Raw genomic sequence first — 17,205 nt, 5'->3', positions numbered from 1 at the left:
GGCGAGAACCCACCACCGCCGGACTACCGCCGCCGCCGAGCCGTCCCGAACAACGACCGAGTGATCTCCCGCCCGATCTGCGTCCCCACCGACCGCGCCAGCGACTTGAACATCCCACTGCTCACGACCTGCTCGACGAGGGACTCCTCATCCTTCGCCTTCGCCTTGGCCTTCGCGCGCCCCTCGGCCTTGCCACCACCACCGCCGCCCGCAGGAGCCTCGGCGGCGGCCTCGGCCTCGGCCGCCGCCGTCAACTTCTCATACGCCGACTCACGATCCACAGCCTGTGCATAACGTCCGTAGAGCGGCGACCCCTGCACCGACCGGTCCAGCTCCGCCCCCTCCACCGGCCCCATCCGGGACTCCGGCGCCCGCAGCCGGGTCGCGGCGACCGGCGTCGGCGCCCCCTTCTCGCTGAGCACGGTCACCACGGCCTCACCGGTCCCCAGCCCGGTGAGCAGCTCTTCGAGGTCGTAGGGGGAGTTCGGGAAGGTCTTCACGGTGGCCTTCAGCGCCTTCTGGTCGTCCGGCGTGAAGGCGCGCAGCGCGTGCTGGACGCGGTTGCCGAGCTGGCCGAGCACGTCGGACGGTACGTCCTTCGGGGTCTGGGTGACGAAGAAGACGCCGACCCCCTTCGAGCGAATCAGCCGCACGGTCTGCGTGATGGAGTCCAGGAACGCCTTGGAGGCGTCGTTGAACAGCAGGTGCGCCTCGTCGAAGAAGAACACCAGCTTGGGCTTGTCGGCGTCGCCCACCTCGGGCAGGTCGTGGAAGAGGTCGGCCAGCAGCCACATCAGGAACGTCGAGAACAGCTGCGGTTTGTCCTGCACGGCGGGGAGTTCGAGCACGGAGACGATGCCCCGCCCGTCCTCCGAGGTGCGCAGCAGCTCCGCCGTGTCGAACTCCGGCTCCCCGAAGAAGTCGGACATGCCCTGCGCCTCGAAGGCGGTCAGGGAGCGCAGGATCACCCCGGCCGTGGCGGTGGACAGCCCGCCGATGTTCTTCAGCTCCTCCTTGCCCTCGTCGGAGGTGAGGAAGGCGACGACCGCCCTGAGGTCCTTGAGGTCGATCAGCTCCAGGCCCTTGGTGTCGGCGTAGTGGAAGATCAGGCCGAGGGACTGCTCCTGGGTCTGGTTCAGCTGGAGCACCTTGGACAGCAGCACCGGGCCGAAGCTGGTGATCGTGGCCCGTACGGGGATGCCGTGGCCGATGCCGCCGAGGGCGTAGAACTCGGCGGGGAAGCCGGCCGGGGTCCACTGCTGGGCGACCTCGGCCGCCCGCCCCGACACCTTGGCGTTCGCCTGCCCGGGCCGCGCGATGCCGGACAGGTCTCCCTTGACGTCCGCGAGGAACACCGGGACGCCCTGCGCCGACAGCTGCTCGGAGATCAGCTGCAGCGTCTTGGTCTTGCCGGTGCCGGTGGCGCCCGCGACCAGGCCGTGGCGGTTGAGCACGGGCAGGGGGATGCGGACCGGGGCGCCGGCGTGGCAGCTCCCGTCCCACAGGAGGGCGCCCAGGTCCAGGGCGGCCCCGGTGAAGGCGTACCCGGAGGCGATCTCCCGGGCCTCGGCGGGGAGCGTCTCGCTGTCACTCATCTACGGCCCCTGTTCCCTTGTCCTCTGGAGTCACCAGGCCACCGAACGGCTGGCCGGCGTTCGGACCGTGGCCAACCCACAGCCATCCCACAGCCACCCCGCGGCTGCCGCCCGGCTGCCCGACGGCTGCCGCGCCGGCTGCCGCCCGGCCATCCGCATGCTCATCCGATAGTCGCCGGTATGACCTGTTGTGCCACGGCTTTTTCAGCGTCGCACTGCGGCGCCATGGCTGCGCCCGGAACGTCTTGACCGGTAGGCTTTCCGTGTGATCTTCAAGCGCATCGGAAACGGCCGGCCGTACCCCGACCACGGCCGGGAAAGCACCCGGCAGTGGGCGGACGTCGCGCCGCGCCCGGTCCGCCTCGATCAGCTCGTGACGACCAAGGGTCAGCTCGACCTGGAGACCCTGCTGGCAGAGGACTCCACGTTCTACGGCGACCTCTTCGCGCACGTCGTGAAGTGGCAGGGCGACCTGTACCTGGAGGACGGCCTGCACCGCGCCGTCCGCGCCGCCCTCCAGCAGCGCCAGGTCCTGCACGCCCGCGTACTCGAGCTGGACTGACAGCGGCGGACCACTGACACCGGTGGAATTCCGTCACCGGCGGACCAGGGTTGTTGACCCTTTCGGGTTCCGCTGAGCGGCCTGCACTGATCATCTAATAGGCATCGCCGCTCGGGCGCACTACGCTGCGTTCATGAGCATGCTGACTCCCCCCGGCATGGGCGGCAAGTACCGGATCACAGGGGACAAATACCCCCGGATGCGCCCTCCCCGGCGGCGCGGCAGGCTCGCGCTCGCCCTCGTGGCGTCCGTGGCCGCGCTCGGCCTGGTCGGCTGGGGCACACTGCAGCTCATCGACGTCTTCACCGGCGGCGACAAGGCGTCGGCGGCCGCGTCCTCGGCGGCGTGCCGCAAGAAGGCGCAGTCGGCCGCGAACGTGAAGGCCGCCGGCGGGCGGCAGGCCGCGCCGCCCAAGCCGGGGCAGATCACGGTGAACGTCTACAACGCCACGACACGCGGCGGCCTCGCCAAGAGCACCGCGGACGAGCTGAAGAAGCGCGGCTTCGTGATCGGAGACGTGGCCAACGCGCCGAAGCAGTACGACAAGAAGGTCAAGGGTGCCGGGCTGCTGCTCGGGCCCTCGTCCGCGCTCAACACCTCGCTGCCGGTGCTGGGGACGCAGGTGTCGGGGGCCGAGCGGCGTACCGAGGCCGGGCGCAAGGGGGCCGGCCTCGACCTGATCATCGGGGACGGCTTCAAGGGGCTCGCTCCGCGGGGGGTGGCCGATCAGGCGCTGGCGAAGCTTTCTGCCCCGGCGTCCAGCGCTTCTCCGAAGAGGGGTTGCTGAGTGCCGTCAGGCGCGGGCCGGCTGTGGCTGGTCGCGCCCACGCGGCGGAGCCGCATGTTCAGACACAGCCCCGCGCCCCTTTGGGGCGCACCTGAGGCACCGTCGCTGTAGAAGGAACCCGCCGAGCGCCCCTGGGGAAGACCTCCGGACCGTTCGCTTACTCCGCCGCGCCGTACAGGCGGTCGCCCGCGTCGCCGAGGCCCGGGACGATGTAGCCGTGGTCGTTGAGGTGGTCGTCGACCGCCGCTGTGACGACCGTGACCGGGGTGCCGGCGAGTTCGCGTTCCATGAGGGCGACGCCCTCGGGGGCAGCGAGCAGGACGACGGCGGTGACGTCGTCGGCGCCGCGCCGGATCAGCTCCTGGATGGCCGCGACCAGCGTGCCGCCCGTGGCCAGCATCGGGTCGAGGACGTACACCTGGCGGCCCGAGAGGTCCTCCGGCATGCGCGTGGCGTACGTGGAGGCCTGCAGCGTCTCCTCGTTGCGGATCATGCCCAGGAAGCCCACCTCGGCGGTCGGCAGCAGCCGCACCATGCCGTCGAGCATGCCGAGTCCGGCCCGCAGGATCGGCACGACCAGCGGGCGGGGGCGGGCCAGCTTGACGCCGGTGGTCCGGGCGACCGGGGTGTCGAGGTCCACCGATTCGGTGCGCACGTCCCGCGTGGCCTCGTAGGCGAGCAGGGTGACCAGTTCGTCGGCGAGCCGGCGGAAGGTCGGGGAGTCCGTGCGCCGGTCGCGCAGCGTGGTGAGCTTGTGGGCGACCAGGGGGTGGTCGACGACGTGGAGACGCATGCCCATAACAGTAACCGCGTCCGTGGGCACCTCGCCCTGGCGTCAAACCGCCCGTCCGGGGGAAAGTGGGAGGGACGGACTGGGGTGGTGAGACCGTGCCCGACCTGCCTGACCACGAAACGGGCCGCACCGGAGGCGCCGAGAAGGGGCGCTCCGGCCCGGCGCCGTACGACCGGACGGCGCACGAGCCGTCGTACGACCGGACGGCGCACGAGCCGTCGTACGACCGGACGGCGCACGAGCCGGCGCCGCCCGAGACGGACGCCGAGCGCCGACGCCGGCGTGCCCGCTTCCTGCGGGACCTGGCCGAGGCCCGCGCGCTGCGCGACCGCGTCCAGCCGCGACGCGCCAAGGCGGCCCGGCTGCGGCACGCGATGCGCATGCGCACCTTCCGCTGGTGACGAAGCCCACGTGAGAGAGGTCGCCAAGGCAAGAAGACGGTGAGGAAGATCCACGCCGGAGCGGTGTTCCGGCAGGTGACGTGCGTGAACACGCGGTGAAGCCGCGTACGATCCGCAGGTGGCGGCGATGAGCGCGCTGGTGGGTCCCTTTGGGATTCGTTGGGGACCCGTTTGCGATCCACGATCAAAACAGCCAGACACAGGGAGTCGAAGACATCCCCTGAACGCCTTGTTTCTGCCACGATTCCGAGTGGGTGGGGCTCGGAGCCCCAAGCTCTCCCCACCCGACGACCTCCGCCGGGGGGACCCCCAACCGGCACGCCTATGACCAGTGGGAGAGTCACGGTGTACTTCGCCGCACTGCTCGCGCGCACCGAAGACGGGTGGGAAGCGAGCGACACAGAGCTGGACGATGTGGAGACCCTGTCGGACCTGGCCGACCTGGCGCGGGAAGCCAATCCCGACGAGGACACGGTGCTGGTCCTGATCGAGCAGGAGGACTCCTGGTTCGGCGTCGTCCGCGTGGACGGCGAGGACGACCCTCGCATCTACGTCTCGGACGCGGCCGCCGCCGCCCGCAGCGCCTACGGGGAGCTGCTGCTCACGGACGAACTCCTCGGCCGCGAGCCCGGCTCCGACGGCCCCGACCTGGACGCCCTGGACCTCGACGGCACCGAGGACGGCGAGTCCGAGGACGACGACGAGGAGGGCGGCGACCCGGCCGACGCCGTGCCGCACAGCCCGGTCGGCGACAGCCGGATCCTCGACGACCTGGGCGTCTCCGAGAAGGAGCTGCGCGCCCTGGACGCCGACGACGCGCTCGGTGCCATCGCCGAGGCCGTGGGCGCCTCGGAGGTGCTGGAGACCGTCCGCTGACCGCGCCCCGCCCCCTCGGCACGACACCCGAACCGGTACCCGACACGACACCTGATCCGGCACCCGAAGTGACACCCGATCCGGTACGCGACCTCTGGCGGCCCGCCATGCGGCTCGCCCTGGAGGAGGCCGGCCTGGCCGCCGGGGGCGGAGACGTCCCCGTCGGCGCCGTCGTCCTGTCCCCGGACGGTACGACGGTGCTCGCGGCCGGGCACAACGAGCGCGAGGCCACCGGTGACCCCACGGCCCACGCGGAGGTCCTCGCGCTGCGCCGGGCCGCCGCGCGGCTCGGGGAGTGGCGGCTGACCGGCTGCACACTGGTCGTCACCCTGGAGCCCTGCACGATGTGCGCGGGGGCGCTGGTGCAGTCCCGGGTGGACCGGGTCGTCTACGGCGCCCGGGACGACAAGGCGGGAGCGGCCGGCTCCCTGTGGGACGTGGTGCGCGACCGGCGCCTCAACCACCGACCGGAGGTCGTCGGGGGCGTCCTGGCGGCGGACTGCGCCGCCCTCCTCACCGAGTTCTTCCGGAACCGCTGACAGGGCCCCTACGGCCCCCGAATACCGATTTCAGACCATGCCCCGCCGTGCTGTAAGGTCTCCCTCGGTAGCGTGTCCGAGCGGCCGAAGGAGCTCGCCTCGAAAGCGAGTGTGGCGCAAGTCACCGAGGGTTCAAATCCCTCCGCTACCGCTCTGGAAGGGCCCCGCCGTCAGGTGGGGCCCTTCGTGCGTGGAGGGACCTTCGGGGCAAAAGCTCTCCCGCCGCTGGCGGTTGGGTCTTGATGCAGGCATGACGGTTACACTCGCCGCCGGCAACAGGGCGCCCACGGGGCACAGGCACAGGGAGGCCGCGGTGGCGGTGAACGCCAAGAAGATCGCCGTGTACGTGCTCGTGGTCTTCGCGCTGTACGTGATCATCACGGACCCGGCCAAGGCCGCCGACTACGTGCAGATAGGCTTCCAAGGCATATCGGACGCGGCCAAGGCGATAGGTGACTTCATGACCTGGATCGCCGACGGCGCGAAGAACTGAGGAACCGCCCATGATCCGCCACCTGGTCCTGTTCCGGCTCAACGAGGGCGTCGAGCGCGACGACCCGCGCGTCGTCGCGGGCGCCGAGGCGTTCCGCGCGCTCGGCGGCCGGATCGAGGAGCTGCGCTTCTGGGAGTGCGGCTGGAACGTCAGCGACCGGCCGATCGCGTACGACTTCGCGATCAACTCGGCCGTCGAGGACGCGGACGCCCTCAAGCGCTACCTGGACCACCCGGCGCACCAGGCGGGCGTCGCGCTGTGGCGGGAGTTCGCCACGTGGGTGATCGCCGACTACGAGTTCTGAGCCGGCCCGCTCTTTTCGCCGGGAGCCCTCCGCCGTTACGGCGGGGGGCTTTCGTGCGTTCCGGGCCCCAACTTCGCGGCGGTTGACCTCAACACGATGTTATGGGGTGCTTGCACACAGTGCACATGTCTTGTGATGCTATGACCGCTTTTGACGGATGATTGACCGAAGAAGAGGTGGCGTTGACCGTGTCGGCCAGTACTGCGCCGCCCCAGGACGAGGCACCCGCGCCCGCTCCTCCCGCCCTCGCCCCGACGCCCCCCGGTCCCACCGCTTCCCCCGATCCCGCTGCCTCACCCGGCCCCGCGACCGCCCCCGATCCCGCCGCCTCACCCGGCCCCGCGACCGCCCCCGATCCCGCCGCCTCACCCGGCCCCGCGACCGCCCCCGATCCCGCCGCCTCACCCGGCCCCGCGACCGCCCCTGCTCCCGGTGCCGCCCCTGTGTCCGCTCCCGGCCCCGCGACCGCCCCCGATCCCGCCGCCTCACCCGGCCCCGCGACCGCCCCTGCTCCCGGTGCCGCCCCTGTGTCCGCTCCCGGTGCAGCCTCCGCCTCCGCTCCCGGTCCCGCTCCCGCCCCCGAGAAGCGGCGCGGCGCCGACACCCGCGCCCTCACCCAGGTGCTCTTCGGGCAGCTCAAGGACCTCGTGGCGGGCACGCCGGAGCACACCCGGGTGCGGGCGGCGCTCATCGAGGCCAACCTCCCGCTCGTGCGCTACGCGGCGGCCCGCTTCCGCTCCCGCAACGAGCCGATGGAGGACGTCGTCCAGGTCGGCACCATCGGGCTGATCAACGCCATCGACCGGTTCGACCCGGATCGGGGCGTGCAGTTCCCGACCTTCGCGATGCCGACCGTCGTCGGCGAGATCAAGCGGTACTTCCGGGACAACGTCCGCACGGTCCACGTACCGCGCCGGCTGCACGAGCTGTGGGTGCAGGTCAACAGCGCGACCGAGGACCTGACCACGGCCTTCGGACGCTCGCCGTCCACCGCCGAGATCGCCGAGCGGCTGCGCATCAGCGAGGAGGAGGTGCTGTCCTGCATCGAGGCGGGACGGTCGTACCACGCCACCTCCCTGGAGGCCGCGCAGGAGGGCGACGGACTGCCCGGCCTGCTGGACCGCATCGGCTACGAGGACCCCGCCCTGGACGGCGTGGAGCACCGCGACCTGGTCCGCCACCTCCTGGTCCAGCTCCCCGAACGCGAACAGCGCATCCTGCTGCTGCGCTACTACAGCAATCTGACGCAGTCCCAGATCAGCGCCGAACTGGGCGTCTCCCAGATGCACGTCTCCCGGCTGCTCGCGCGCAGCTTCCAGCGGCTGCGGTCGGCCAACCGCATCGACGCCTGAACCCGGAACAGCCCCCGCTGACACCGCCGAACGGGTAACCGGTCACAAGAGCGATCACTCACCGGTGAGAGCGAATCGCTCACCAGGGCCGTTGCCGACAGTTACGGGCGGACAGGCCGTCAGACCCCTTCTCTCCAGGGGCTATTCGCATCTCGCATGTCGACATGTCACTACAGCGTGTTGCCGACATGTGACATTCTGCCGGAAGCGCGTTTGCCGAGGCTCCGGCTCCGGTATTCAGGTGAAGGCTGCGTTGCTCGGTAGCGACGCCGCCACGACCGTCCCGCGACCCAAAGGGGGTGGCATGTCCGCAGAACAGGGCAGCTCGAAGGTGCTCACGCCCACGAAGAGCGAGGCAGCACCCAAGGAGCTCGACGCTCTCGACGTGCTCGACAGCTTCCAGAGCGGACCGGCCCTCGAAGCCGTGCCGACCCCGGCCGCCCCGGCCGCCGCCCCCGAGCCGGCGCCGCCGGCCTCGGGAGACATCGACACCCGCACTCTGTCCCGCTCCCTGTTCCTGCGACTCGCCGCACTGGCCGACGACAGCCCCGAGCGTGCGTACGTCCGGGACACCCTGATCGAGCTGAACCTCCCCCTCGTGCGGTACGCGGCGGCCCGCTTCCGCTCCCGCAACGAGCCGATGGAGGACATCGTCCAGGTCGGCACCATCGGCCTGATCAAGGCGATCGACCGCTTCGACTGCGAACGGGGCGTGGAGTTCCCGACGTTCGCGATGCCGACCGTCGTCGGCGAGATCAAGCGCTTCTTCCGCGACACCTCCTGGTCGGTGCGGGTGCCCCGGCGCCTCCAGGAGCTGCGCCTGGCCCTGACGAAGGCCAGCGACGAGCTGTCCCAGAGGCTGGACCGCTCCCCGACCGTCCCGGAGCTGGCGAGCGCCCTCGGCGTCTCCGAGGAGGACGTGGTCGACGGCCTCGCGGTCGGCAACGCGTACACCGCCTCCTCGCTGGACTCCCCCGCCCCCGAGGACGACGGCGGAGAGGGCTCCCTCGCCGACCGCCTCGGCTACGAGGACAGCGCGCTGGAGGGCGTGGAGTACCGCGAGTCCCTCAAGCCGCTGCTGGCCAAACTCCCGCCCCGTGAGCGGCGGATCATCATGCTGCGCTTCTTCGCCAACATGACCCAGTCGCAGATCGGCGAGGAGGTCGGCATCTCCCAGATGCACGTCTCCCGCCTGCTGACCCGCACCCTGGCCCAGCTCCGGGAAGGACTCATCTCCGACTGAGGGTCCCCGGGTCCCCTCCCGAGGAGGGGCCCCAGGGTCTTCTGCGGGAGGGGTTCCGCCCGATGGGTTCCCATCTGACAGAGCATCAGCAACCATGGCCGGATGCGTCCCGCCCGCGCGTTCCGTTCGACGACATGGCCGCATGGCCGCCGAGGCGCCGTCCTGGCAGCGTCGGCGGCCGTCGTGTGTGCGGGCGCGGTCCTCGGCGCGTCCGCCGGCGGTGGCGGGGGCCGTGAGGGATACGTCGCGGTGGGCGGGGTTCCGCGCCAGCCCAGCGGTACGGCGGGGAGGCCCACGGGAGCGGTACGGATGGTTCCGCTGGACGGCGACGCCAAGTCGTCCCGGCCGTCCGGCACTTCAGTCCCGGGCGCGGAGGAGGCCCCGGGCACGGCGCCCGGCACGTCCGGCACTGGTCGTCCACCCGGCACCCCGGATCCGACCACCGACGACAGCGACGACAGCGGCAAGGGCGGCAGCCCTTCGAGCACCCACGGCACCGGCACCGGCACAAGCACCGGCACCGGCTCCCCCACCAGCCCCGCCTCCCCGAAGCCGCCCTCCCCCACACCGACCCCCACCCCCACCAGGCCCCCCGCGCCCGCCGCCCTCACCTGGGGCACCCAGACACGGCAGCCGACGGACAAGCGCTGGTGCGAGAAGGTGACCGTGCCCTTCCGCAACTCGGGCGGCACGGCCGTACGTTCGGGCACGGTGACCTTCGGAACGCATGTCATCGGCGCCCTCGGCATCGACTGGTCGACGGTCGAGTCGACCGTGGACCTGCCGGCGCCGATCGGCCCCGGCGCGCACCGGAGCGCCACCTGGACGGTGTGCGTGGACGCCTGGCGCGTACCGCTGGGCATGCACATCGAGACACGGGACGTCTCGGTCAGGTGGTCCTAGGCCCTGTCGGGTGCGGGCCGGCGGTACCGGCCTCCCGTCGGGTTACTTGAGCGCCAGCCAGGCGACCGCCGCCACGATCACCACTCCGACGACGATGCCGACGATCAGGCCGACGTTGCGCGCCGACGTGGCCGCCGCCTGCTGCTGCCGGCCCTGGGGGGACTCGTCGACGAAGGCACGGAACATCTGGGTGCTGCCTGCGGGGTCGTAATTGCCCTCGGGGCCCTGGGTGTTAGCCATGGGCCGAGACACTAGCGAATCCGGGGGAGCGGCCCAAGTGCGGGGCCGGGGGGACAGAGGGACCTAGAAGTGACCTAGCGGGGACCCAGCGGGCACCTGAGGAGACCTCGCGGCCCGCCCTCCACCTGTGCCTTTACAAGCGCAACGCTTGCCTTTGCCAACTTTTTACACCCGCCCCAGCCGATTTGTTTGCCTGTAGCAACCAATCACCATTATGGTTGCCCCAAGCAACGAATACGGGAGGTGTGATGGCCGAGCGGGCGCAGTACGAAGAGCTTGCGCGTCAGCTCAGTGCCGTCGGTGCCGTGAAGCGGGACATGGGGCGGATACTGCCGCCCGACTGCCCGGCCGGCTCGGCCGCCGTACTGACCCTGCTGGGCCGCCACGGCGCCATGCGCATGAGCAGGCTCGCCGAGCTGCTCGCCGTGGACATGTCGGTGACCAGCCGGCACGTCGCGCACGTCGCCGCGCGCGGCTGGATCGAGCGGTCCCCGGACCCGGCGGACAGGCGCTCACGCATCCTGCGCCTGACGCCGGCGGGCCTTGACCAGCTCGACGAGCTGTCCCGGCGGACCACCCACCTGCTCGCCGACCGGCTGAGCGACTGGACCGACGACGAGGTCGGCCAGCTCATCCGGCTGATGACGCGCCTGCGCGCATCCTTCGGCGACTGCCGGTCGGCCCCCACGCGGCTCTCCGCACCCGTACTCACCGAGACCACCCGTACACCCGCGAACACGTAGTAAAGGAAGCCCATGGCAACGACCACACCAGCCGGTGTGCGGGCTCACGCCAAGCACGGGGGAGGCTCCTCGGCGGGGCAGGCCCCGATGACGCACCGGCAGATCATGGAGGCCCTCTCGGGCCTGCTGCTCGGCCTGTTCGCCGCGATCCTCTCCTCGACGATCGTCACCAACGCGCTGCCGACGATCATCAACGACCTCGGCGGCGGCCAGTCCGCCTACACCTGGGTCGTCACCGCGGCCCTGCTGTCGATGACCGCCTCCGTGCCCCTGTGGGGCAAGCTGGCCGACCTGCTCAGCAAGAAGGCGCTCGTCCAGATATCGCTGCTGATCTACGTGATCGGCTCGGTCGTCGCCGGTCTCGCGCAGAGCCCGTCGATGATCATCGGCGCGCGCGTGATCCAGGGCCTGGGCGCCGGGGGTCTGTCCGCCCTGGTCCAGGTGATCATGGCGGCGATGATCTCCCCGCGTGAGCGCGGCCGGTACTCCGGCTACACCGGTGCCACGTTCGCCGTGGCCACCGTCGGCGGCCCGCTGCTCGGCGGTGTCATCACCGACACCGACTGGCTGGGCTGGCGCTACTGCCTGTTCGTCGGCATCCCGTTCGCGATCATCGCCATGATCGTGCTTCAGAAGACGCTGCACCTGCCCGTGGCCAAGCGGAAGGTCAAGGTCGACTGGACCGGCGCCTTCTTCATCACCGCCGCCGCCTCGCTGCTGCTCCTCTGGGTGACCTTCGCCGACGACAAGTACGACTGGCTGTCGTGGCAGACGTACACGATGGTGGGCGGCACGATCGTGCTGGCGCTGCTGTTCGTGTTCACCGAGACGCGCGCGTCGGAGCCGATCATCCCGCTGCGCCTGTTCCGCAACCGCACCATCACCCTCGCCTCGCTGGCCTCGCTGTTCGTCGGCGTCGGCATGTACTCGGGCACGGTCTTCTTCTCCCAGTACTTCCAGCTGGCCCGCGACAAGTCCCCCACCATGTCCGGCGTCATGACCATCCCGATGATCGGCGGCCTGTTCGTCGCGTCCATGGTCTCCGGGCGGTTCATCACCAGCACCGGCCGCTGGAAGGGCTGGCTGGTCGCCGGCGGTGTGTTCCTCACGGCCGGACTCGGCCTGCTCGGCGCGATGCGCTACGACACCCCGTACTGGCAGCTCTCCATCTACATGGCCGCGCTGGGCATCGGCGTCGGCATGATGATGCAGAACCTGGTGCTCTCCACGCAGAACCAGGTCGCCCTCGCGGACCTCGGCTCCGCGTCCTCCGTCGTCAGCTTCTTCCGCTCCCTCGGCGGCGCCGTCGGCGTCGGCGTGCTCGGCTCGGTGATGTCGACCCGGATCACGCACTACGCCAAGGACACGATCACCAGCCTCGACCCGCAGGCGCAGGCCGCCGCGGCCAAGTCGATGGGCTCCGGACAGCTGCCCGACATGGACCTGCTGCCCGCCCCGGTACGCACCTGGCTGGAGGGCGCATACGGCCACGGCATCGCGGACATCTTCCTGTACGCGGCCCCCTGCGCCCTGATCGCCCTGATCGTCTGCCTGTTCATCAAGGAGGTCCCGTTGCGCACCACCGGCGCACTCGCCCAGGACGCCCAGCAGAAGGCCGGCACGGAGACCGGGGTTCCGGCCGGGTCCGCCGCGCCGGAGGCCGAGGCACTGGAGTCGACGGCAGTGGAGTCGACGGCAATAGAGCAGGTGGCAATGGAGCAGGTGGCTGTGGAGCAGCCGGCGGACGAGCTGGTCCCGGCCGCGGTCGCCGTGAGCCCCGCGACTCCCGAGGGCGCCGAGCTCACGGCCGCCGCCACCCGGCCGGTGACCGCCGTCGCCACGGTCGCCGGGCCCGCGCAGGGCTCCTCCGGCGGCACCCCGGTGCACGGACACGTCCGCGGCGCCGAGAGCGCCCCGGTCGCCGGCGCCGCCGTCACGCTGATCTCCCTCTCCGGCCGCCAGCTCGGCCGCGCCGTCGCCCAGGCCGACGGCTCCTACGGGCTGGACGCGCCCGGCGCGGGGTCGTACGTCCTGATCGCCTCCGCCGACGGCTACCAGCCGCAGGCCTCCACCGTCGTGGTGGGCGAGGAGCCGCTGTCGTACGACGTGCTGCTCAGCGGCACCAGCGGGCTGACCGGTGTGGTCCGGGCCGCCGGGAGCGCGCTGCCCGTCAAGGACGCGATGGTGATCGTCACCGATGTGCGCGGGGACCTGCTGGCCACCGCCGCCACCGGGGAGCAGGGCGAGTTCGCGCTCACCGACCTGGTGCCGGGCACCGTCACCCTCGCGGTCAACGCGAACGGGTTCCGGCCGCGCGCGCTGCCCGTCGAGGTCAGCACCGCCGGGGTCACGCGGATCGAGGTCGACCTGGATGCCGGCGCCCAGCTGCGCGGTGTCGTACGGGCGCCGCACGGTCCGCTGGCCGACGCCCGCGTGACGCTGGTCGACGCGGCGGGCAACGTGGTCGGCACGGCCACCACCGGGGCCGACGGGGCGTACGCCTTCGCCGACCTGGACGGCGGCGAGTACACCGTCATCGCGACGGGCTACCCGCCGGTCGCCACCGCGCTGACCGTCTCCGGCACCGGTGTCGACGACCACGGCATCGAACTCGCCCACCCCGGCGAGTAGTCCACCACCGGCCCGTGGCGGAGCGCGCCTTGAGCTCGGACACGCGCCCGCCGCGGGCCGGTTTTCATGACGACCGACCGATATACACAGCTTTTCAGGGAGAAACGGGATGGGACTGACCGCGAGGATCCGTACGCGGGACGGATGGGCCGTGTCGCACGCGGTCGTCACGGTGACCGACGTCACCGGAGCGCAGGTGCTGCGCGCCGAGGCGGACGCGGAGGGTGCCGTACGGGACACCACCGAGCTGGCGCCGGGGCCGTACACGGTGATCGTGACCGCCGTCGGCTACGCGCCCGCCGCCTCCAGCGCGATCGTCACCGCGAGCGGGCGGGCCGAGGTCGGCACGGTGACACTGGCCCGGCAGGGCGGCTCCCAGCTGCCGCCGCCCGGGCCGTGGACCATCGACCCGGCGCACTCCTCGGTCGCCGCCGTCGCCCAGCACCTGGGCATCTCCAGCGTGCACGGCCGATTCACCGAGTTCGGCGGGACGGTCGAGATCGCGCCGGACGACATCGCCAAGTCCCGGGTGACGGCCGTGATCCGGGCCGCCTCGGTCGACACCGGCAACGGCATGCGGGACACCCACCTGCGGTCCCCCGACTTCCTCGACGTCGAACGCCACCCGGAGATCACGTACACCTCCACGGGGCTCACCCAGGCCGGCCCGGACCGCTGGACCGTCCACGGCGACCTGGCCATGCACGGCGTCGTACGACCCGTCGACCTGGACCTCGCCTACCTCGGCACCGGCGCCGACCCCTGGGGCGGCACGCGGGCCGCGTTCCGCGCGACGGCCGAACTCCGTCGCGAGGACTTCGCGATGAACTACAACCAGGTTCTCCAGGCGGGCATCGCCGCGATCGGCACGACCCTCAGAGTCGAACTGGACATCCAGGCGGTACAGGGAGAGTCTTTGCCGGCCGCATAACCTTCTGCCCCCTCGGGCTGTTTGGCGGCTGCGGCTCGGATGTGGCTTGTCGCGCCCACGCGGCGGAGCCGCATATCGATACAGCCCCGCGCCCCTTTGGGGCGCGGCAGGCACCCTTAGTTTTCTGTCGCCCCCACGATCCTGCGAGCAAGATCCCGCAGCTTCACATTCTCCCGCTGCGACGCCCGCACCAAGCTCTCGAACGCCGCCGCCGCGTCGATGTCGAGGCGTTCCATCAGGATGCCCGTGGCCTGGCCGATCAGGTCACGGGTGTGCATGGCCTCGGTGAGCTGCTCGCGGACGGTCACCGAGTTCAGCGCCAGGCTGACATGGGTGGTGAGCAGCCGGCCGAGACGGGTCGCGGTCTCGCCGAAGGCGTCCGGCTTGCGGGAGTACGCCGACAGCACCGTGATCCGGCGCCGGTCCGCGCGCAGCCGCAGCGACAGCACAGAGCGCAGCCCCGGCCCGGACAGCGACTCCTGCGAGGGTCCGGTCGCCTCCGCGTCCTCCAGGCCGTCCGGGTCGCCGTCCCCGGTGCGGACCACCGGCGTGGTCCACAGCCGCTCCCAGTGCTCCAGGTCCGGCGTCTGCGCGGCGCGCACGATGTCGTCGGTCCAGGCGACCGTACGGCGGCTCTCACCACGCTCGATCTCGGAGATCCCCGCGTGTTCGGCACCGGGCAGCAGATGCACGGCAAGCCGTACGGCGGTGTCCAGCGTGGCGTGCGGAGTGGTCGTCTCATGCAGCTGCCGGGCCGCGACGGTGATCGCCTCGGCCAGGTCCAGGCCGAGCTGAAGACGCGTCACATCGGAAAAGTCAGACGAAGCCACCACGAACCTCTCGGACAACACGGCCTACGGCCATGCTCAGGAGAGCTCCGCAGCACATTCCCGACTGCGAGCACACGACAGCTGCACTTTAGCTGCTCCATTGCGGTGACGTGATGTTCGCCCGGCGGCCGTGTCCGGCCGCCTTCCGCCGCCGGGTGGCCCGTGGTCCAATGGAACCGTCGGTCAGGAAGCGGCCTCCCGGATTCCGGGCCGCCCGGAACCGGAAGCGGAACCTTCCTCCCGTCCGCCCCTCCAGGTGAGTGCCGTGACCTTCCTTCCCACTCCGTGCCCGCAGCTCGACCTGCCGGGCCGCACGCTGCTCACCCTGCCGCCGGACATCGACCTGAGCACAGCGCCCGCCCTCTACTCCCACATCGTCTCCGTCGTCCGCGCCCGCCCCTCCCCCCTGCGCCTGCTCGTGCTGGACCTCACCCGCACCCGGTTCATGGACTCCCAGGGCGCCCGCCTGGTCGACGACATACGGCGGCTGCTGCAGCCGCACACCGAGGTCCGCGTCGTCGCCCGCCCGCACGAGCTGCCGAGCCGCGTCCTGGAGCTGACCGGAGTCCGCCGTGACGTACCGGTGTACGACGACCTGACCGAGGCGATGGCGTTCTAGGCTGCGCGCATGGCACCGAACATCGCGACGAACACCCGCATCTCGCTGGACGAACTGCTGGACTTCGTACGGCCCCGCCACCGCGCGATCCTGCTCACCCGCCGCGCCGACGGCAGCCCCCAGGCCTCCCCGCTGACCTGCGGCGTCGACGACGCCGGCCGGATCGTGGTCTCCACGTACCCGGAGCGCGCGAAGACCCGCAACGCCAAGCGGGACACCCGGGTCAGCCTGCTCGTCCTCAGCGACGAGTGGAACGGCCCCTGGGTCCAGGTCGACGGCACCGCGGAGGTCCTCGACAGCCCCGACTCGGTCGAGCCCCTGGTGGAGTACTACCGGAACATCGCCGGCGAGCACCCCGACTGGGACGAGTACAGGGAAGCGATGGTCAAGCAGGGGAAGTCGATCATCCGGGTGACTCCCGAGCGGTGGGGTCCCGTGGCCACCGGGGGATTTCCAGCACGGCTCGTGGAGCAGGAGCAGGAGCAGGAGTAGCGGACTCGACGGCGCGGGCTCGGGGGCTCAGCCGCGCTCGACCATCGCCTCGATGCCGGCCACCAGCAGGTCCAGGGCGAAGGTGAAGTCCCGGTCCAGCATCTCGGCGACCGTGTCGCCGCCGCGGGCCTCCATGATCCCCTCGGACTCCTGGAGGGCCTCGGCGGCGTCCGGGTCCTGCCGGACCGAGCGCATGGCCTGCGCGTAGTACTCGTCCGGAGTGAGCCCGGCGCCCTCGACGCGGGCGAGGAAGTGGCTCTCGATCGTGCCGTGGCCGTACACGAACTGGAAGACGGCCGCGATCGCGCCCGTGACCCCGTGCGCGGGCAGCCCCGCCCGGCGGACCACCCGCCGAACCTGGCGCGAGAAGCCGAGGGAGTTCGGGCCGATGTTGAGGTAGCGCCCGGCGAGCGCGGACAGCCACGGGTGGCGCACCAGCAGCGCCCGGTACTCCGTGGCCAGCCCACGCAGCTCGTCCCGCCAGTCGGCAGCGCCGTCCGCCGGGTCGGGCAGCGCCAGCTCGCCGAAGGCCGCGTCGAGGGCGAGTTCCAGCAGGTCGTCCTTGGTGTCGACGTACCAGTACAGGGACATCGCCGTCACGTTCAGCTCGGCCGCGAGCCGCCGCATGGAGAACCTGTCCAGACCCTCGGCGTCCAGCAGCCGTACCGAGACCCCGGTGATCCGCTCCCGGTCCAGGCCCGAGGGCTGCGCACTCCCCCGCCCGCCCCGCCGGACCTTCCCCCCGAGCCACACGCTGGCCCGCGCCGACCGACCTGCTGCCTTCGCCACGGGAGCACCCTCCTCGATTCCGGCCACCCTCCCAAACTAAGGGGCGCGGGGCGGTGCCGAAACGCGGCGACGCCACGAGGAG

Annotated in this window: 20 protein-coding genes and 1 tRNA gene; 16 read left to right on the top strand and 5 right to left on the bottom strand. The window is 71.5% G+C overall.

Going from position 1 to position 17,205, the window contains the following annotated elements:
* Nucleotides 1-23 precede the first annotated feature (23 nt).
* Nucleotides 24-1,595, bottom strand: a complete 1,572-nt coding sequence (locus DBP14_RS17700) for a helicase HerA-like domain-containing protein (RefSeq protein WP_129308161.1) — start codon at nt 1,593-1,595, stop codon at nt 24-26.
* A 265-nt stretch (nt 1,596-1,860) separates the two neighbouring features.
* On the opposite strand from DBP14_RS17700, the gene DBP14_RS17695 reads away from it, so the two are divergent.
* Together DBP14_RS17695 and DBP14_RS17690 are read left to right on the top strand one after the other, a co-directional pair.
* The gene (locus tag DBP14_RS17695; RefSeq protein WP_003999914.1) at nt 1,861-2,157 is read left to right on the top strand and encodes a type II toxin-antitoxin system VapB family antitoxin; all 297 of its coding nucleotides are present in this window, start codon (nt 1,861-1,863) and stop codon (nt 2,155-2,157) included.
* 157 nt (nt 2,158-2,314) lie between these two features.
* Nucleotides 2,315-2,944 carry a LytR C-terminal domain-containing protein gene (locus DBP14_RS17690; RefSeq protein ID WP_129311926.1) on the top strand — a complete coding sequence of 210 codons (630 nt, stop codon included), beginning with the start codon at nt 2,315-2,317 and terminating at the stop codon, nt 2,942-2,944.
* Between the two features lie 157 nt (nt 2,945-3,101).
* Here DBP14_RS17690 and upp read toward each other — a convergent pair whose 3' ends face one another.
* Entirely contained in the window at nt 3,102-3,737 is a 636-nt protein-coding gene (gene upp / locus DBP14_RS17685) for a uracil phosphoribosyltransferase (RefSeq protein ID WP_129308160.1), read from the bottom strand.
* A gap of 95 nt (nt 3,738-3,832) precedes the next feature.
* Here upp and DBP14_RS17680 point away from each other — a divergent pair, with 95 nt between their 5' ends.
* The 9 genes from DBP14_RS17680 (at nt 3,833) to DBP14_RS36405 (ending at nt 9,848) form a co-directional block, all read left to right on the top strand.
* The gene (locus DBP14_RS17680; protein ID WP_129308159.1) at nt 3,833-4,138 is read left to right on the top strand and encodes a hypothetical protein; all 306 of its coding nucleotides are present in this window, start codon (nt 3,833-3,835) and stop codon (nt 4,136-4,138) included.
* A 345-nt stretch (nt 4,139-4,483) separates the two neighbouring features.
* Entirely contained in the window at nt 4,484-5,014 is a 531-nt protein-coding gene (locus DBP14_RS17675; protein WP_129311925.1) for a hypothetical protein, read from the top strand.
* 107 nt (nt 5,015-5,121) lie between these two features.
* Nucleotides 5,122-5,553, top strand: coding sequence for a tRNA adenosine(34) deaminase TadA (gene tadA, locus DBP14_RS17670; RefSeq protein ID WP_241741252.1), 432 nt, complete (start codon nt 5,122-5,124; stop codon nt 5,551-5,553).
* Between the two features lie 66 nt (nt 5,554-5,619).
* A tRNA-Ser gene (locus DBP14_RS17665) sits at nt 5,620-5,704 on the top strand.
* Nucleotides 5,705-5,866: 162 nt separating this feature from the next.
* Nucleotides 5,867-6,046, top strand: coding sequence for a hypothetical protein (locus DBP14_RS17660; protein ID WP_129308157.1), 180 nt, complete (start codon nt 5,867-5,869; stop codon nt 6,044-6,046).
* Between the two features lie 10 nt (nt 6,047-6,056).
* Nucleotides 6,057-6,350: a Dabb family protein gene (locus DBP14_RS17655; RefSeq protein ID WP_129308156.1), complete on the top strand. Its 294-nt coding sequence runs from the start codon at nt 6,057-6,059 to the stop codon at nt 6,348-6,350.
* 527 nt (nt 6,351-6,877) lie between these two features.
* On the top strand, nt 6,878-7,702 hold the full coding sequence (locus DBP14_RS17650; protein WP_241740956.1) for an RNA polymerase sigma factor SigF: 825 nt from the start codon (nt 6,878-6,880) through the stop codon (nt 7,700-7,702).
* Between the two features lie 304 nt (nt 7,703-8,006).
* Nucleotides 8,007-8,945 carry an RNA polymerase sigma factor SigF gene (locus DBP14_RS17645; RefSeq protein ID WP_129308155.1) on the top strand — a complete coding sequence of 313 codons (939 nt, stop codon included), beginning with the start codon at nt 8,007-8,009 and terminating at the stop codon, nt 8,943-8,945.
* 309 nt (nt 8,946-9,254) lie between these two features.
* Nucleotides 9,255-9,848, top strand: coding sequence for a hypothetical protein (locus DBP14_RS36405; protein WP_347239652.1), 594 nt, complete (start codon nt 9,255-9,257; stop codon nt 9,846-9,848).
* Between the two features lie 42 nt (nt 9,849-9,890).
* Here DBP14_RS36405 and DBP14_RS17630 read toward each other — a convergent pair whose 3' ends face one another.
* Complete coding sequence (locus DBP14_RS17630) at nt 9,891-10,088, bottom strand: hypothetical protein (protein WP_164992349.1); 198 nt, start codon at nt 10,086-10,088, stop codon at nt 9,891-9,893.
* Nucleotides 10,089-10,336: 248 nt separating this feature from the next.
* Between DBP14_RS17630 and DBP14_RS17625 the strand changes: the two genes are divergently transcribed.
* The 3 genes from DBP14_RS17625 to DBP14_RS17615 all read left to right on the top strand — a co-directional run bounded on the left by DBP14_RS17625 (nt 10,337) and on the right by DBP14_RS17615 (nt 14,393).
* On the top strand, nt 10,337-10,831 hold the full coding sequence (locus tag DBP14_RS17625) for a MarR family transcriptional regulator (protein WP_129308152.1): 495 nt from the start codon (nt 10,337-10,339) through the stop codon (nt 10,829-10,831).
* A 12-nt stretch (nt 10,832-10,843) separates the two neighbouring features.
* On the top strand, nt 10,844-13,462 hold the full coding sequence (locus DBP14_RS17620) for an MFS transporter (protein WP_129308151.1): 2,619 nt from the start codon (nt 10,844-10,846) through the stop codon (nt 13,460-13,462).
* A 109-nt stretch (nt 13,463-13,571) separates the two neighbouring features.
* Complete coding sequence (locus DBP14_RS17615) at nt 13,572-14,393, top strand: YceI family protein (protein WP_129308150.1); 822 nt, start codon at nt 13,572-13,574, stop codon at nt 14,391-14,393.
* A gap of 116 nt (nt 14,394-14,509) precedes the next feature.
* On the opposite strand, the gene DBP14_RS17610 is transcribed toward DBP14_RS17615, so the two are convergent.
* Nucleotides 14,510-15,199, bottom strand: a complete 690-nt coding sequence (locus tag DBP14_RS17610) for a GAF and ANTAR domain-containing protein (protein WP_241740955.1) — start codon at nt 15,197-15,199, stop codon at nt 14,510-14,512.
* A gap of 280 nt (nt 15,200-15,479) precedes the next feature.
* Here DBP14_RS17610 and DBP14_RS17605 point away from each other — a divergent pair, with 280 nt between their 5' ends.
* Complete coding sequence (locus DBP14_RS17605; RefSeq protein WP_129308149.1) at nt 15,480-15,842, top strand: STAS domain-containing protein; 363 nt, start codon at nt 15,480-15,482, stop codon at nt 15,840-15,842.
* A gap of 9 nt (nt 15,843-15,851) precedes the next feature.
* Nucleotides 15,852-16,334, top strand: coding sequence for a PPOX class F420-dependent oxidoreductase (locus tag DBP14_RS17600; protein ID WP_129308148.1), 483 nt, complete (start codon nt 15,852-15,854; stop codon nt 16,332-16,334).
* Nucleotides 16,335-16,361: 27 nt separating this feature from the next.
* Here the strand turns inward: DBP14_RS17600 and DBP14_RS17595 are convergent, their stop codons facing one another.
* Entirely contained in the window at nt 16,362-17,123 is a 762-nt protein-coding gene (locus DBP14_RS17595) for a TetR/AcrR family transcriptional regulator (protein ID WP_206739285.1), read from the bottom strand.
* Between the last annotated feature and the right edge of the window lie 82 nt (nt 17,124-17,205).

Origin of the sequence: Streptomyces sp. L2, assembly GCF_004124325.1 — a bacterium.
GTDB lineage: Bacteria > Actinomycetota > Actinomycetes > Streptomycetales > Streptomycetaceae > Streptomyces.
This window is presented reverse-complemented; position numbering and strand designations above follow the sequence as displayed.

What these genes read in the sequence shown, in the direction of transcription:
- DBP14_RS17700 (WP_129308161.1), bottom strand. Translation starts at nt 1,595, where the DNA reads ATGAGTGACAGCGAGACGCTCCCCGCCGAGGCCCGGGAGATCGCCTCC.
- DBP14_RS17690 (WP_129311926.1), top strand. Translation starts at nt 2,315, where the DNA reads ATGGGCGGCAAGTACCGGATCACAGGGGACAAATACCCCCGGATGCGC.
- upp (WP_129308160.1), bottom strand. Translation starts at nt 3,737, where the DNA reads ATGCGTCTCCACGTCGTCGACCACCCCCTGGTCGCCCACAAGCTCACC.
- tadA (WP_241741252.1), top strand. Translation starts at nt 5,122, where the DNA reads ATGCGGCTCGCCCTGGAGGAGGCCGGCCTGGCCGCCGGGGGCGGAGAC.
- DBP14_RS17655 (WP_129308156.1), top strand. Translation starts at nt 6,057, where the DNA reads ATGATCCGCCACCTGGTCCTGTTCCGGCTCAACGAGGGCGTCGAGCGC.
- DBP14_RS17645 (WP_129308155.1), top strand. Translation starts at nt 8,007, where the DNA reads ATGTCCGCAGAACAGGGCAGCTCGAAGGTGCTCACGCCCACGAAGAGC.
- DBP14_RS36405 (WP_347239652.1), top strand. Translation starts at nt 9,255, where the DNA reads ATGGTTCCGCTGGACGGCGACGCCAAGTCGTCCCGGCCGTCCGGCACT.
- DBP14_RS17630 (WP_164992349.1), bottom strand. Translation starts at nt 10,088, where the DNA reads ATGGCTAACACCCAGGGCCCCGAGGGCAATTACGACCCCGCAGGCAGC.
- DBP14_RS17625 (WP_129308152.1), top strand. Translation starts at nt 10,337, where the DNA reads ATGGCCGAGCGGGCGCAGTACGAAGAGCTTGCGCGTCAGCTCAGTGCC.
- DBP14_RS17620 (WP_129308151.1), top strand. Translation starts at nt 10,844, where the DNA reads ATGGCAACGACCACACCAGCCGGTGTGCGGGCTCACGCCAAGCACGGG.
- DBP14_RS17615 (WP_129308150.1), top strand. Translation starts at nt 13,572, where the DNA reads ATGGGACTGACCGCGAGGATCCGTACGCGGGACGGATGGGCCGTGTCG.
- DBP14_RS17600 (WP_129308148.1), top strand. Translation starts at nt 15,852, where the DNA reads ATGGCACCGAACATCGCGACGAACACCCGCATCTCGCTGGACGAACTG.